This is a genomic window from Rhodococcus sp. JCM 9793 (assembly GCF_055380405.1).
In genome coordinates this window covers 372380-386842 of record NZ_AP043721.1, presented here as the reverse complement: position 1 = coordinate 386842, position 14463 = coordinate 372380, and the positions used below count along the sequence as shown (strand labels likewise).

Annotated in this window: 13 protein-coding genes; 8 read left to right on the top strand and 5 right to left on the bottom strand. The window is 65.0% G+C overall.

All coding sequences use genetic code 11. From position 1 onward, the window contains the following. Positions 1–11 precede the first annotated feature (11 nt). Positions 12–761 carry a FadR/GntR family transcriptional regulator gene (locus tag ACZ46K_RS03915; protein ID WP_054807184.1) on the top strand — a complete coding sequence of 250 codons (750 nt, stop codon included), beginning with the start codon at positions 12–14 and terminating at the stop codon, positions 759–761. A 17-nt stretch (positions 762–778) separates the two neighbouring features. Here ACZ46K_RS03915 and ACZ46K_RS03910 read toward each other — a convergent pair whose 3' ends face one another. Beyond that, positions 779–2029, bottom strand: coding sequence for an Nramp family divalent metal transporter (locus ACZ46K_RS03910; protein ID WP_464749231.1), 1251 nt, complete (start codon positions 2027–2029; stop codon positions 779–781). Next, the gene (locus tag ACZ46K_RS03905) at positions 2005–2133 is read right to left on the bottom strand and encodes a hypothetical protein (protein WP_464746772.1); all 129 of its coding nucleotides are present in this window, start codon (positions 2131–2133) and stop codon (positions 2005–2007) included. The genes ACZ46K_RS03910 and ACZ46K_RS03905 overlap by 25 nt, the downstream gene beginning before the upstream one ends. 121 nt (positions 2134–2254) lie before the next feature. On the opposite strand from ACZ46K_RS03905, the gene ACZ46K_RS03900 reads away from it, so the two are divergent. After that, positions 2255–3508 carry an IS256 family transposase gene (locus ACZ46K_RS03900; protein WP_054811053.1) on the top strand — a complete coding sequence of 418 codons (1254 nt, stop codon included), beginning with the start codon at positions 2255–2257 and terminating at the stop codon, positions 3506–3508. A gap of 18 nt (positions 3509–3526) precedes the next feature. On the opposite strand, the gene ACZ46K_RS03895 is transcribed toward ACZ46K_RS03900, so the two are convergent. Then, positions 3527–3826 (bottom strand): DUF5313 family protein, encoded by a 300-nt coding sequence (locus tag ACZ46K_RS03895; protein WP_464746770.1) that lies wholly within the window; start codon positions 3824–3826, stop codon positions 3527–3529. A gap of 18 nt (positions 3827–3844) precedes the next feature. Beyond that, complete coding sequence (locus ACZ46K_RS03890) at positions 3845–5686, bottom strand: AMP-dependent synthetase/ligase (RefSeq protein WP_464746768.1); 1842 nt, start codon at positions 5684–5686, stop codon at positions 3845–3847. A gap of 93 nt (positions 5687–5779) precedes the next feature. Here ACZ46K_RS03890 and ACZ46K_RS03885 point away from each other — a divergent pair, with 93 nt between their 5' ends. Both ACZ46K_RS03885 and ACZ46K_RS03880 read left to right on the top strand, forming a co-directional pair. Continuing rightward, the gene (locus ACZ46K_RS03885; RefSeq protein ID WP_054807186.1) at positions 5780–6148 is read left to right on the top strand and encodes a metalloregulator ArsR/SmtB family transcription factor; all 369 of its coding nucleotides are present in this window, start codon (positions 5780–5782) and stop codon (positions 6146–6148) included. Continuing rightward, the gene (locus ACZ46K_RS03880; RefSeq protein ID WP_464746766.1) at positions 6145–6774 is read left to right on the top strand and encodes an SRPBCC family protein; all 630 of its coding nucleotides are present in this window, start codon (positions 6145–6147) and stop codon (positions 6772–6774) included. Before ACZ46K_RS03885 ends, ACZ46K_RS03880 begins: the two co-directional genes overlap by 4 nt. A gap of 6 nt (positions 6775–6780) precedes the next feature. Here the strand turns inward: ACZ46K_RS03880 and ACZ46K_RS03875 are convergent, their stop codons facing one another. After that, complete coding sequence (locus ACZ46K_RS03875) at positions 6781–7908, bottom strand: FAD-dependent oxidoreductase (RefSeq protein ID WP_464746764.1); 1128 nt, start codon at positions 7906–7908, stop codon at positions 6781–6783. Positions 7909–8029: 121 nt separating this feature from the next. Here ACZ46K_RS03875 and ACZ46K_RS03870 point away from each other — a divergent pair, with 121 nt between their 5' ends. The 4 genes from ACZ46K_RS03870 to ACZ46K_RS03855 all read left to right on the top strand — a co-directional run bounded on the left by ACZ46K_RS03870 (position 8030) and on the right by ACZ46K_RS03855 (position 14463). Continuing rightward, positions 8030–8641, top strand: a complete 612-nt coding sequence (locus ACZ46K_RS03870) for a TetR/AcrR family transcriptional regulator (protein ID WP_464749230.1) — start codon at positions 8030–8032, stop codon at positions 8639–8641. A 737-nt stretch (positions 8642–9378) separates the two neighbouring features. Then, positions 9379–11715: a transketolase-like TK C-terminal-containing protein gene (locus ACZ46K_RS03865; protein WP_464746762.1), complete on the top strand. Its 2337-nt coding sequence runs from the start codon at positions 9379–9381 to the stop codon at positions 11713–11715. An 18-nt stretch (positions 11716–11733) separates the two neighbouring features. Further along, positions 11734–12789, top strand: a complete 1056-nt coding sequence (locus ACZ46K_RS03860; RefSeq protein ID WP_054810593.1) for a 2-oxo acid dehydrogenase subunit E2 — start codon at positions 11734–11736, stop codon at positions 12787–12789. 120 nt (positions 12790–12909) lie between these two features. Then, positions 12910–14463 carry a succinic semialdehyde dehydrogenase gene (locus ACZ46K_RS03855; protein WP_464746761.1) on the top strand — a complete coding sequence of 518 codons (1554 nt, stop codon included), beginning with the start codon at positions 12910–12912 and terminating at the stop codon, positions 14461–14463.

Sequence of the window (14463 nt, the reverse complement as noted above, 5' to 3'; positions counted from 1 at the left end):
AGGACGGTGACATGCCTCTCGACGCCCGCCCGGCAGTTGTGCGCGTGCCGAAAGCCGGAGAGCTGATCGCTGCGAGCCTGCGTCGGCAGATCATCACGGGTGAGCTCCAGGCAGGTGAACCGTTGCCCAACGAGGCTGCGCTCATGGAGCGATTCGGTGTGTCGCGACCGACGCTGCGTGAAGCGTTCCGCATCCTCGAATCCGAAGGCATCATCACCGTGCTCCGCGGTGCTCGTGGGGGCGCCCGAGTGCAGGCCCCCGACGGATCGACGGCTGCACGCTACGCGGGCCTGCTCTTGCAGTACCGCGGTGTTCCGCTTGCCGACGTGTACCGCGCGCGCACCGAGCTCGAGGTCGCAGCAGTCGGGTTGATCGCCGCGAATCCCGACGACCGCATCGACACACTTGCCGAGGTCGTCGAACATGGCGGGGACGTGGTGGACGATCCACACGCGTTCGTGAAATATGTGAGCGAAGTGAACCGCACGATCATGGAACTCGGCGGCAATCGGACGATGTCGACACTCGCGAGCATGCTGCTCGACATCATGGACGCCCACAACGCGCTGTACCTGTCGACGCGGACCGAGCGGGACAGCCCGGGTGCTGCCGTCGCACTGCGTGCCAACCATAAACTCGTCGAACTGTTGCGCACGGGGGAACCGGGTGCGGCGCAAGCATTCTGGCGTCGTCATCTCGACAGTGTCGAGCGGTACATGACCGGTGATTCGACAACCACCCTCGTCGAAGTGTTGTCCTGAATCCGGCGCTGCCGTGATCAGCTGCCGGTTGCGGTAAGCCACACCAGCGCGCCGTTGAGCGCGACGATGAGGCCTGCGGTCAGCCACGCCGCCGCAGTGACCGGCAGGGCGTTGCGCATCCCGCCCATCACAGCGGGGTCGGACGTCAACCGCACGAGGGGAACGACCGCGAACGGGATGCACATGCTGAGCACTACCTGACTGAGCACGAGTGCGAACGTCGGATCCACACCGACGGCGAGCAGGATCAGGGCGGGAATCATCACGACCACGCGTCGGATGAACGGCCGGATCCGGATGTGCAGCAGGCCGGCCATGATCTCGGCGCCGGCGGCCGAACCCACCGCGGTCGACGCCAGCCCCGATGCGAGCAACCCGATTGCGAACACCGTTGCGACGGCGGGACCGAGTGCCCCCGAGATCGCGGCGTGTGCGCCTTCGATGGTGTCGGTGCCGGGAGTGTCGCGCAGGGCGGACGCGGCGAGCAGCAGCATGCCGATGTTGACGCTGCCTGCGACGAACAGGCCTCCGGCCACATCCCATCTCGTGGCGCGCATGACGCGGTCGAGCTTCGGTCCTGGTTCGACCTTGCCGTGTCGTCCGCGCGACAGGGCCGAGTGCAGGTAGATCGCGTGCGGCATCACGGTGGCGCCGAGCATCGACGCGGCGAGCAGGACGGTGTCGGTGCCTGCGAACCGGGGCACGAGACCGGCGGCGGCGTCGGCGGGGGAGATGTCGGTGAACAGCAGACCGCACAGGAACCCGATGGTGATGATCGCCAGCATGCTCACCACGACGTATTCGAAGGTGCGCTGACCTCGACGGTTGTGTACCGACAGGATCAGCATCGACACGGCGCCGGTGATGAGACCGCCGACGAACAGTGGAAGGCCGAACAACAGGTGCAGAGCGATCGCGCCGCCGATGACCTCGGCGACGTCGGTGGCGACGGCCATGACCTCGGCCTGGATCCAGAACGCGCGCCGCGAGGGGGTTCGGAGCCGGTCGCCGAGTAGTTCGGGGAGCGATCGTCCGGTGACCACGCCGAGTTTGGCCGACAGGTACTGGACGAGGATCGCCATGGCGTTCGCGACGACGAGTACCCACAGCAGCAGGTACCCGTAGCCGGCCCCGGCGGTGAGGTTGGCGGCGACGTTCCCGGGGTCGACGTACGCGACGGCTGCGACGAAGGCAGGGCCGAGCAGCGTGGCCAGACGCGGGGTTGTCGCAGTGCGCGTCGGCTTCAGCGGCCGAACCGACGCTCGTATTCGGCGCGTTCGCGGTCCGCGCGGGCGCGGGCCTTCGTGCCGAGGAGGGCGGGGTCGAGGCCGTGTTGCTGGAGGCGATGACGCTGCCAGAAGTAGTGCCCCATAGAGTGGTGTAACCCGGTGACCAGCACCACAACCGACAGCGTGTCGCTGCTGGACGTGAAACGGTCACCGCGTGATCCTTCGAGTCAACCTTCCACAGAATCCTCGAACGGAGTCATCACGATGACCGCACCCCACATTGTCGACCCTGCGGGCGTATTGCACCAAGCCCTGACCGACGCGTCTCCCGATCTGATGCGTGAACTGCTACAAACCATGATCAACGCCCTGCTGTCCGCCGAAGCCGACGCGGTCTGCGGCGCCGAATGGGGCCAACAGTCCACCGAACGAGTCAATCAGCGCAACGGATACCGGCACCGTCCGCTCGACACCCGTGTCGGCACCATCGACGTCGCCGTCCCCAAACTCCGATCCGGCACGTATTTCCCCGAATGGCTTCTCGAACGCCGTAAACGCGCCGAGGCCGCATTGATCACCGTGGTCGCCGACTGCTACCTGGCCGGGGTCTCCACCCGCCGGATGGACAAGCTGGTCAAAACCCTCGGTATCAACGCACTGTCGAAGTCCCAGGTCTCACGCATGGCCGAGGACCTCGACGAACAGGTCGCCGCGTTCCGGCAACGGCGACTCGATCACGCGGGCCCGTTCACGTTCGTCGCCGCCGACGCATTGACGATGAAAGTCCGCGAGAACAAGCAGGTCGTGAATGCAGTCGCGATGGTCGCCACCGGAGTCAACGCCGACGGGCACCGCGAAGTGCTGGGCCTGCACGTGGCCACCAGCGAGACCGGTCCGGCATGGAACACCTTCTTCGCCGACCTGGTCGCCCGCGGCCTGAGCGGGGTCCGGTTGGTCACCTCCGATGCACACCGTGGTCTGGTCGATGCGATCGCGGCGAACCTGCCCGGTACTGCGTGGCAGCGATGCCGGACCCACTACGCGGCAAACCTGATAAGTGTGTGTCCGAAGAGCATGTGGCCGGCGGTCAAAGCGATGTTGCACTCGGTCTACGACCAGCCGACCGCCGATGCGGTCGATGCCCAGTTCGATCGTCTTGTCGAGTACACCGAGGACCGGCTCCCGACGGTCGCTGAGCATCTGGGTAATGCTCGCCCGGATCTGTTGTCGTTCAGCGTATTTCCGAAGGATGTGTGGACTCAGGTGTGGTCGAATAATCCTGCCGAGCGTCTCAATCGAGAGATCCGGCGTCGGACCGATGCGGTGGGGATCTTCCCCAACCGTGACGCCGTCGTCCGGTTGGTCGGTGCTGTCCTGGCCGAGCAGACCGATGAATGGGCGGAGGGCCGGCGGTATCTCGGGCTCGAGGTGCTGGCTCGTTGTCGTGCTGTGGGCACCGCGCCGGAGAGTGTCGGGGAGGTGGTTACGGAACCTGCTGCCGCGATTCCTGCTGCATAGTCAGGACAGGAGAAGGGATCACCGTCCTACACCACCTTCTGGGGCTTGACCCTGCCAGATAGGCATGAGGGCGACCGAGAAGTAGATCCATGGCAGCAACAGGAGCAGCATCATCGACATCGGGATCCAGACCGGGCCGGGAATCAGCAGGAACAGGAGCAGGAGCGGGACGATGGGCAGGATCCATCGCAGCAGGTAACGCCTGGATCCCCCCGGACCGACGATGTCCTGACACACCCACTCGCGCATCTCGACGGGCAACGTGCGACCGAACATGTATCCGATTCTCTGGGGCAAATTAGGTCGCGCGCTACTCATATTGTCGAGGATAGAGTGTCACTCGTAGAGACGCATCAAGCTGTCCGAGAATGTATCCACAACCACTTTCCTGCGCAGCTTCATGCTCGGCGTCAGATCGCCCTCTTCCACAGTGAGTTCGCGCTCGATGATCGTGAACTTCTTGATCTGTTCCCATCGATTGAGCTGCAGGTTGAGTGAGTCGATGTCCTTCGAGATCAACTCGTGCGTCCTGTCGTGCTGTGCGATATCGGAGAACGACCGACCGTCGAGACCGTTCTTGCCCGCCCATTCGGTGACGGCCTCGGCGTCGAGTGCCACCAGCGCGACACAGTACGGCTTGCCCTCACCGTGGACGATGATCTCCGCCGCATACGGGGAGATGCCCTTGAACGTCGCCGCGATCGCCGACGGCGCGACGTACTTACCCTGCGACGTCTTGAACATGTCCTTCTTGCGATCGGTGATCCGCAGGTAGCCCTCTTCGTCGAGGCTGCCGATATCGCCCGTGTGGAACCAGCCGTCGGAGTCGAGTGCTTCGGCGGTCGCGTCAGGACGGTCGTGATAGCCGGTCAGTACACCCGGGCCCTTGATGAGGACCTCACCGTCGTCGGCGATCTTCACCTCGGTTCCGGGGAGTGGCCAGCCCACCGTCCCGAGCCGGTTGGCGTCGGGGCGGTTGACGCAGGACGCGGCGGAGGTCTCCGTCAGCCCGTAGCCCTCGAGGACGGGGATGCCGACGGCATCGAACCACTGCGCGACGTCGGGGTTCAGCGCCGCCGAGCCGGAAATGAAGAATCGCAACCGGCCACCGAATCGTTCGCGGATGGTCGAGAGCACCAATTTGTCGGCAATGGTGTGCTGCGCCTTGTCGAACAGGCCGGGCGAGCGGCCGTCCTGACGCGCCTTCGACACACTGGTGCCCACCCCCATGGCCCAGTCGAAGAGCGTCTTCTTGATGCCGCCTTCTTCCTTCATCATCCCTTCGACGCGCGCGTGGGCCTTCTCGAAGATCCGGGGTGCTGCACCCATGAATGTCGGGCGCACGACTGCGAGGTTCTCGACGATCTTGTCGACCCGCCCGTCGACAGCGGTGGGGAAACCCATCTGCAGAGGCAGCGTCAACAGAACCTTGCCGAACACGTGTGACAGGGGGAGCCAGAGGTACTGCAGATCGTCGGAGCCGAGCAGGCCGACGGAGTCGACTGCTGCCGCCTCGTAGGTCCACGCGGAATGCGGCAGCCGCACGCCCTTCGGTTTGCCGGTGGTGCCGGAGGTGTAGATGACGGTCGCAAGGTGATGCGGCTCGATGCCGTGGATGCGGTCGATCACCACACTCGAATCCTCGGCGAGGTGGGCCCGACCGAGTTCTGCGAGATCGTCGAATCCGATCACCCAGTCGCCGTCACCCGGGCCGTCGATCACGACGACCTTGGCGACATCCGGAAGCTCACCGCGATGCTGAAGGAGCTTGTCGACCTGCGCCTGGTCTTCTGCGATGACGACGCGGCTTCCTGAGTTCGCCACGATGAACGCGACATCCGGTGCGTGGGTGGTGGGATACACCGTCGTGGTTGCGCCGCCGGCGCACATCACCGCGAGATCGGACAGCACCCATTCGTAGCGGGTCGACGACGCCAACGCGACACGGTCTTCGCGGCCGAGTCCCAGCGACAGCAGCCCGGCCGCGAGGAGACGAACCTTGTCGCCCGTCTCTTCCCACGTGGTGCTCGTCCACCCGTCCTTGCCGTCGGGGTAGCGGAAGGCTTCTGAGTCCGGTGTCGCGGTGACGCGGTCGATGAACAGCCGGGCGACCGACGGTGCCCGATTCTCGATCTTGGTGTGATCGATCTTCTCCTCGGAAGCGCGCTTCGTGGTCATTGCCCCAGTCTAGGGAGAAGCGACGAAACGGGCAGTGCGTTTCCGGGGAGGCATTCCATTGCAAATATAAGCATCAACTTATATAGTGGCAACGTGCACGGATTCGAAGTACTCGCAGATCCCGTTCGGCGACGGATTCTGGAGCTGCTTGCAGCGGGTGAGTCCTCGGCGGGCGATATCGTTGCAGTGGTCGGATCCGAATACGGAATCTCACAACCGGCGGTGTCGCAACATCTGAAAGTGCTGCGCGACAATGGTTTCACGACTGTTCGTCGAATGGGAACCCATCGCATGTACGAGGTGGATCCGGCGGCACTCGTGGAGCTCGAGGACTGGCTGGCGCAGCTGAGGCCCCGCCCCGCTCCGGCGCTCGATGCGCTGGGCACCGAGATCGCCCGCGGAAAACGCGCGCGTCGCATGCATCCCGGCACTGCGGCCGACGAAACGAGGAGAACATCATGAAAGACGTGAAGACCAGGGCCGAGACCCTGCGTCGCACGATCGGGCATCGCATCGTCGACGGCAAGGACGCCGCCGTCATGACGGTGTCGCAGAGTTACCCCACCGACGCCGACGACCTCTGGGATGCCTGCACCGACCCCGAGCGAATCCCGCGCTGGTTCCTGCCGATCAGCGGGGAACTGCGTGTCGGTGGTCGATACCAGCTCGAAGGCAATGCCGGCGGTGAGGTCCTCACATGCGACCCTCCGAAGTCCTTCTCCGCGACCTGGGAGTTCGGCGGTGGCAAGAGTTGGATCGAGGTCGCGGTCATCCCCGAACCGGGCGGGTACGCGCGCTTCGAACTCGCGCACATCGCTCACCCCGAAGGCGACCACTGGGAAACGTACGGTCCGGGAGCCGTCGGCATCGGTTGGGATCAGGCACTTCTCGGTCTCGGCTTGCACCTCGATTCGGGTGCTTCGGTCGATCCAGCCGAGTTCGAGAAATGGTCCCTCTCGCCCGAGGGGCTCGCCTACGTCCGGGAAACGGGAAACGGCTGGTGCGACGCCGATGTGGCTGCGGGAACCGACCCGGATGCGGCACGCGCACGAGCCGATCGCACCATTGCTTTCTACTCCGGCACCTGAACGACACTACTCGAGGGTGCTGCTGAAGGCCTCGATGAATCCGAACGGTGCGCGGTCGCCGAGGCAGAGATCCAAAATTTCGTGCGCATCCGCGTAGTAAGTATCGCTGCGCAGAAAGAGCGCCTCTTCGTAGGAGGTGAGTGCAGCTTCGATGTCGTCGGGGTGAGCGGCGATCGCCTTGCCGAGCTCGGCGCCGTCGAACATCGCCAGGTTCGCGCCGTCGCCGGACGGCGGCACGAGGTGCGCGGCGTCGCCGAGGAGCGTCGCACCGGGCACGCGGTCCCATCGGTGTCCGTCCGGGAGTGTGTGGATCATGCGCGCAGTCGGAGGGGTCTCGCCGTCGGTGATCAGTGCTGTGAGCTCCGGAGCCCACCCTTCGAACTCGGCCGCGATCCGGGCGCTCGCAGCGGCGGGGTCGGTGAAGTCGATGTCGGCGATCCACTCTGCGGAGCGGTTCAGCTCGACGTAGGTGTGGAGGATGTTTCCCGACTCGCGGTGGGCGACGATTCCCTTTCCCGGGGTCAGTGCATACATGGCACCCTGGCCGACGGCCACGGCCGTCGCGGGATGCTTCTCGTCGGCGTCGTACAGGTAGGTCTCGACGAATGTGGTGCCGGCGTATTCGGGGGTGTCGTCGGAGAGTAGGGGGCGGATCTTCGACCAGGCGCCGTCGGCGCCGACGAGGAGGCCCGTCGTCACGTGTGCGCCGTCGGAGAGAGTCAGTTGGTGCCGGCCGTCGCCGAGAGGCCGGACATCCGCGACCTTGCGTCCCCACTGGACTGTGCCGTCGGGCAAGGAATCGAGCAAAATGCGGCGCAGGTCTCCGCGGAGCACTTCGGGGCGCGCCGTCGAGTCGTTGCTGGGCATGTCGAGGAGCAGGGTGCCGTGCTGGTCGAGCAGGCGTGCAGCGTCTGCGCCCTCGTGGATGATCGCATAGAACTCGTCGGTGAGTCCGGCTGCTTCGAGCGCACGCTGTCCATCCTGCTCGTGGATATCGAGTTGGCCGCCCTGCGTTCGGGACTCGGCCGAAGGATCGGTCTCGTAGATGGTCGTGGGGATGTTGTGGAGGTGCAGCACACGGGCGAGAGTGAGGCCGCCGAGGCCTGCGCCGACGATAGTGACTGGTGTCGTCATCGTGTCGAGTTCCTTTCAAGTGATCATGGAACGCTGTTCCAAATGTGTCAAGATGGTCCTCATGGCGACCAGAACACGGCGGACCGATCGGCGCACCGATGCTCTTTCGAAGGAGCGAATCGTGGAGGCGGCGATCGAGATTCTCGACGCCGAGGGCGAGAGCGGGCTGACGTTCCGAGCGCTCGCGGCTCACCTGGCCACGGGGGCCGGTGCGATCTACTGGCACGTCGCCAACAAGAGTGAGCTACTTGCGACGGCTGCCGACGACGTCATCGCCCGCGTCATGACCGATGTGGAGGAGGGCACGGAACCGCGGGAGGCGATCCGATCCATCACTTCCGGAGTGTTCGATGCGATCGACGCGCACCCCTGGGTGGGCACCCAACTCTCCCGTGAGCCTTGGCAATCCGCGATAACACAGATCCTCGAAGGTGTCGGCGGACAAGTCCAGGCGTTGGGTGTTCCCGAACGAGCGCAATTCGACTCCGCGTCCGCGCTCGTGAGCTACATTCTCGGTCTCGCTGCGCAGTACGCCGCTGCCGCTCGGCTCCTCGCGGAGGATACGGATCGCTCGGCGTTCCTCGCGACCGTCGCCGCACGGTGGGCTCAGCTGGACCGGGCGAAGTATCCCTTCGTGCATCAGGCGGCGACACAGATGCGCGACCACGACGACCGCGAACAATTCCTTGCCGGCATCGACCTCATCCTCGACGGCATGACCACCATCAGGTAGCGCTCCGATCCGAAATCCCGGTCGAGAGACCGCTGCTGCGGTGTCGTCCGTCGTGATGGATGCACGGCGGGCGGGCGAGTTGCCAACTCGAGGGAGGTGCTCCACCGGGTCTGCTGTGCACGCCGCCATGCCTGCGGCCACTCGTGTTCAGCGTCGTTCTCGTCGTCGAACAGAGGGCGAATATCCTTGGCCGCCATGATCTGATCGTTGATCTCCCGCGCCTGAGCGATGACACTGTCGATGTCTTCTTCACGCTCGCATTGCATCGCAGAGCTGCGCAGCCCAGTGCGTCGGCCAGCTTGACGAAGTCCGGGATCCGGCGTGAGTGAGCGTGTGCTCGGCGGTGGCGAGCTCGTGAGAAGGAGTCAAACACGACCGACGATCACCGGCAATCTGCAGCGATCTCATTCAGCATCTTGCCAACGTCTGAGAGCGAGCCGCAGGTAAAGATACGCAGAATGCTCAAATTCCGCTGGCGGTATTGCGTAAGTGTGCGTCGATAGTCGACTGTAATGAGAGAACTGCATAGTCGGTTCATCCGCTTCACTCACGACCTGAGCACGAGCGACCTGAGGACGAGCGAACACCATCACCGTCAGCCCACCCCTGCTCGCCCCCATCCCCGGCGAGCAGGGGCAATGGGATGCGGATCGTCGTCTGCGCAGGATTGTCGCCACAACATCGTGATGGCACTCTCCGGCCGACCAATCCACTCAGCTACCCCAGGAAGTGATGTCATGACTGCGAGTACCTCGTCCGCTGATCTGCACGCACCGGTGTCCGGTGTCAGCACGGACACGCTGGCTGAGATCGAGCAGCGTGTGCTGTGGCTCTCGACCTCGATAATCCACCACGCCAACCGTATTCGACCGAATCCCACTGGCCTCAAGGTCGGCGGTCATCAGGCGTCGTGCGCGTCGATGGTGTCGATCATGACGTCGCTGTGGTTCGAGCAGTTGCGACCGGGCGATCGGGTGTCGGTCAAACCACATGCCTCCCCGGTGCTGCACGGCATCAACTACCTCCTGGGGGAGCTGGACGAGAAGTACCTGACGACGCTGCGTGAGTTCGGCGGATTGCAGTCGTATCCGTCCCGGTCGAAAGACCCGGATCCGGTGGACTATTCGACCGGGTCGGTCGGCATCGGGGCGACGGCTCCGATCTGGGGTGCCATCGCCCGCCGCTACGTCGACACCGCCATCGGTGGCGCCGGGACGGGCAGGCAGTACTCCCTCGTCGGTGACGCCGAACTCGACGAAGGCGCGGTGTGGGAAGCGGTCCTCGATCACTCGGTCGCCGAACTCGGCGAGATCGTGTGGATCGTCGATCTGAACCGGCAGTCCCTGGACCGGGTGGTGCCGAACATCGCCGCCGGCCGGCTCGAAGCTATGTTCGCGGCCGCCGGGTGGCAGGTCATCACCGTGAAATTCGGGACCCTGCTGGAATCATTGTTCACCCGCCCGGGCGGCGCAGCGCTGCGTACCCGGATCCTGGACATGCCGAACCCCGAGTACCAGCGGATGTTGCGGCGTACCGCCGACGAGGTGCGCACGAGACTACCTGGTGACGGACCCGACGCCGCTGCGGTGGCGTCGCTGATCGCCGAGTTGGACGACGACACCCTGCTGCAGGCGATCCGCAACCTCGGTGGACATGATCTCGACGCACTGCGCGCAGCGTATGCGCAGATCGACGACACCCGTCCCACGGTGATCATTGCCTACACCGTCAAGGGCCGCGGGCTGCCCACCGAGGGCCATCCACAGAACCACTCGTCGCTGCTGACCGTCGATCAGTACACGCAGCTCGCAGCAGAGCTCGGCATGGATCCGACCGACCCGTGGGCGCGTTTCGGCGCCGGCAGTGCGGCCGACCATCTCTGCCGGGCCACTGCGAGCAGGTTGGCCCGCGACACGGTCGAACTCGGTACACCACCGGCCGTCCCGGCCGACATCGGACGCACCCCGTCGGGGACGTCCACCACCCAGGCTGCTCTGGGTCGGACGTTGCTGGATTTGAGCCGTGAAGCTCCGGATGCGGCGAAGCGCGTCATCACCGTCAGTCCCGACGTCTCGTCCACCACGAACCTGGCGGGCTGGTTGAACAAGGTCGGGGTGTGGTCGCCGAACGAACGCCGCAACTGGTTCGACGACGACGCCGAGACGATCATGCACTGGCGGGAGAAGCCCACCGGGCAGCACATGGAACTCGGTATCGCCGAAACCAACCTGGTCGGATTGATGGGTGAGCTCGGCGCCACATGGAGTCGCTGGGGGCAGCCTCTGTTCCCGATCGGCGTGATGTACGACCCGTTCGTCGAACGGGCACTCGAGCCGTGGTCGTACGGAATCTACGCGGGTGGCCAGTCGATCCTCGTGGGCACTCCCTCCGGTGTGACGCTTGCCGCGGAAGGTGGTGCGCACCAGTCGATCAAGACCCCGTCGATCGGATTGGAGCAGCCGGGGTGTGTCAGTTACGAACCGGCATTCGCGATCGACACCGAGTGGACGCTGCTCGACAGCATCTCCCGGCTCGGTCGGCCCGATGGATCGTCGTCGTATCTGCGACTGTCGACTCGCCCGGTGGATCAGACTCTGGCGAATGTGCCGACGGATCCCGCTGCCCGAGAACGTCGTCGTCGGCAGGTGGTCGCGGGCGCCTATACGCTTCGGCGCACCGAGGATCCGGCGGTGTCGCTGGTCGGTATGGGTGCGGTGATCACCGAAACTCTCGCTGCTGCTGACCGGTTGGCTGCGCAGGGTATTGCGACCGATGTCATCTGTGTCACGAGTCCGGGACGGCTGTTCGAGGCGGTGCAGGCGCGTCGTGGGCTTGCCGACGGGGCGTCGTGGATTCTCGATCAGGTGTTCCCCGCCGACCGGGCAGCACCGATGGTCACTGTTCTCGATGGTCACCCGCACACGTTGGCGTTCCTCACCGGCATCAACAATGTTCCGGGATCTGCTCTCGGCGTCAGTACTTTCGGGCAGGTCGGGTCGCTCGAGGATGTGTACAAGTACCACGGGATAGATACCGACAGCGTCGTCGGTGCTGCACTCGACCTCATCGCCTGACCCAAGGAAGACGAAGAAATGACGACGACACAAACAGGTATCTCGGTGACGTTGCCGTCTCTCGGCGAGAACGTCACCGAGGCGACCATCACTCGATGGCTCAAATCGGTGGGCGACAGCGTCGTAGAGGGTGAGGCGCTGCTCGAGGTCGCTACCGACAAGGTTGACACCGAGATCCCGTCACCCACTACCGGCACCCTCGTCGAACTCTTGGCCGCAGAGGACGCGGTCGTCGAAGTCGGTGCAGCGCTCGCGTCGATCGGCTCTGCAGATCCCGAGCCGCCCGCACCGGAAGTACCGACGCCCGCACCCGCTGCCCCGGTGGCTGCGGCGGTGCCCACTGCGCCGACAGACTCTGGGGACCGTGTCGAGAAGTTGCCCCGGATCCGGCAGACCATTGCGCGTCGCATGCTCGAATCTCTGCAGACCTCAGCGCAACTGACCACAGTGGTCGAGGTCGACATCACCGAGATCGCCGGACTACGTACCGCACACAAGGAAGAGTTCCACCGCCGGACCGGTACGAAACTTTCGTTCCTGCCGTTCTTCGTCGCCGCTGCCGTCGGCGCGCTCGCTGAGCATCCGGTGGTCAACTCGTCGCTCGATACCGACTGCACCGAGGTCACCTACCACGGGGCGGTGCATCTGGGTATGGCCGTCGACAGTGACAAGGGACTGATGGTGCCCGTCATCCGTCATGCCGACAGGTTGAGCATCACCGAACTCGCCCGTGCCATCGGCGATTCGGCGGACCACGTGCGGTCGGGAACGATTCGGCCCGACGATCTGTCCGGGGGCACATTCACGATCACCAACACCGGCAGCCGCGGCGCGCTGTTCGACACCCCCATCATCAACCAGCCCCAGTCCGCCATCCTCGGCATCGGGACCGTCGTCGAGCGCCTCGTTCCCTCTCGCGGCGTCGGCGGATCACTCCAGATCGAGGTGCGGGCGATGGCCTACCTGTCCCTCTCCTACGACCACCGCATCGTCGACGGCGCCGACGCGGCCCGGTATCTCGGTTCCGTCCGGCAGCGCTTGGAAGCGGGGTTCCACGTAGACGACCTTCGGTGACCGTAGGTGAGTCCTTCCGGCAGCGCGGGCCGACCGTGGAATGCCCGGACTGTGACAGGGACCATCCCGGCGCGGTAGTTTGGTGTAACTCCGAAAACTACTCACCGGTAGGGGTACGACATGCCTGCTCCGAGCGCTGCGACCTTCGCGCGACTCGCCGACCTCATCGCGATCGACGATGCGTCCGAGCGGCCCACGCGGCCCGTCGTCGAGGCCTTCACCGGCCGCGAGATCGCGACCGTGCCCGTCGGCACCGCCGACGACGCGAAAGCCGCGATCGACCGCGCACGCAAAGCGCAGGTCGCGTGGGCGCAGACGCCGGTCCAGGAGCGCGCCGAGATCTTTCACCGCTATCGAGACCTGCTGATCTCGAAGCGTGAGTCGCTCATGGACATGGCGCAGGCCGAAACCGGTAAGTCCCGGGTATCGGCGCAGGAAGAAGTGCTCGACATTGCGATGACCGCGCGCTACTACGCACGCACTGCCGCGAAACTGTTGCGCCCACGTAGTGCCACGGGAATGCTCCCGGTCCTGACGAAGACCACGGTGCGGCACCACCCCAAGGGCGTTGTCGGAGTCATTGCGCCATGGAATTACCCGATGACCCTCGCGGTCTCCGACGCGATCCCCGCGCTGCTCGCGGGCAACGCGGTGGTGCTCAAACCCGACAGTCAGACCCCGTACTGCGCGCTTGCGGTCGCCGATCTGTTGTACGAGGCGGGATTGCCGCGCGACCTGTTCGCCGTCGTCCCCGGGCCGGGTTCAGTGGTGGGCACCGCGCTCGTCGAGAACAGCGACTACCTGATGTTCACGGGTTCCTCACAGACCGGTCGGCTGCTCGCCGAGCAAGCCGGGCGACGTCTCATCGGCTTCTCCGCGGAACTCGGTGGCAAGAACCCCATGATCGTCACCGAGGGCGCGGATCTGCGCGAGGTGACCGAAGCCGCGATGCGTGCGTGCTTCTCGAACTCCGGTCAGCTGTGCATCTCGATCGAACGGATCTACGTCGAGAAGTCGATCGCCCCCGAGTTCCTGCGGATGTTCGGTGATCGGGTGCGCAAGGTCGCGCTCGGTGCGAGTTACGACTTCGGTACCGAGATGGGATCACTCATCAATGAGAACCAGGTCAAGACCGTGTCGGCGCACGTGGACGACGCCGTCGCGAAGGGCGCGACCGTCGTCGCAGGAGGTAGGCCGCGCCCGGACCTGGGACCGATCTTCTATGAACCGACCGTCCTGACCGGCGTTCCCGAAGACGCCGAGTGCTACGCCGATGAGACGTTCGGGCCGGTGGTGTCGGTGTATCCGGTGGACGACGTCGAGGACGCGATCCGTCGTGCCAACGACACCGAGTACGGACTCAACGCGTCGGTGTGGGCGCGCACCAAGGCCGAGGGCGAGGCGATCGCTGCGCGTATCCACGCGGGCACCGTCAACGTCGACGAAGGGTACGCGCCCGCGTGGGGCAGCACCGACGCCCCGATGGGAGGTATGGGTATTTCCGGTGTGGGCCGGCGGCACGGTCCCGATGGTCTGCTGAAATACACCGAGTCGCAGACCATCGCGACCACACGCCTGCTCAATCTGGACGGCCCCCGGGGGTTGCCGAAGAAGGCATGGGCGAAGATGCTGGCGCCGTTCGTGGCGGCGATGAAATGGCTGCCGGGGCGCTGA

Coding starts and splice junctions, on each gene's coding strand:
- ACZ46K_RS03915 (WP_054807184.1), top strand. CDS start 12: ATGCCTCTCGACGCCCGCCCGGCAGTTGTGCGCGTGCCGAAAGCCGGA.
- ACZ46K_RS03905 (WP_464746772.1), bottom strand. CDS start 2,133: ATGGGGCACTACTTCTGGCAGCGTCATCGCCTCCAGCAACACGGCCTC.
- ACZ46K_RS03900 (WP_054811053.1), top strand. CDS start 2,255: ATGACCGCACCCCACATTGTCGACCCTGCGGGCGTATTGCACCAAGCC.
- ACZ46K_RS03895 (WP_464746770.1), bottom strand. CDS start 3,826: ATGAGTAGCGCGCGACCTAATTTGCCCCAGAGAATCGGATACATGTTC.
- ACZ46K_RS03890 (WP_464746768.1), bottom strand. CDS start 5,686: ATGACCACGAAGCGCGCTTCCGAGGAGAAGATCGATCACACCAAGATC.
- ACZ46K_RS03880 (WP_464746766.1), top strand. CDS start 6,145: ATGAAAGACGTGAAGACCAGGGCCGAGACCCTGCGTCGCACGATCGGG.
- ACZ46K_RS03875 (WP_464746764.1), bottom strand. CDS start 7,908: ATGACGACACCAGTCACTATCGTCGGCGCAGGCCTCGGCGGCCTCACT.
- ACZ46K_RS03865 (WP_464746762.1), top strand. CDS start 9,379: ATGACTGCGAGTACCTCGTCCGCTGATCTGCACGCACCGGTGTCCGGT.
- ACZ46K_RS03860 (WP_054810593.1), top strand. CDS start 11,734: ATGACGACGACACAAACAGGTATCTCGGTGACGTTGCCGTCTCTCGGC.
- ACZ46K_RS03855 (WP_464746761.1), top strand. CDS start 12,910: ATGCCTGCTCCGAGCGCTGCGACCTTCGCGCGACTCGCCGACCTCATC.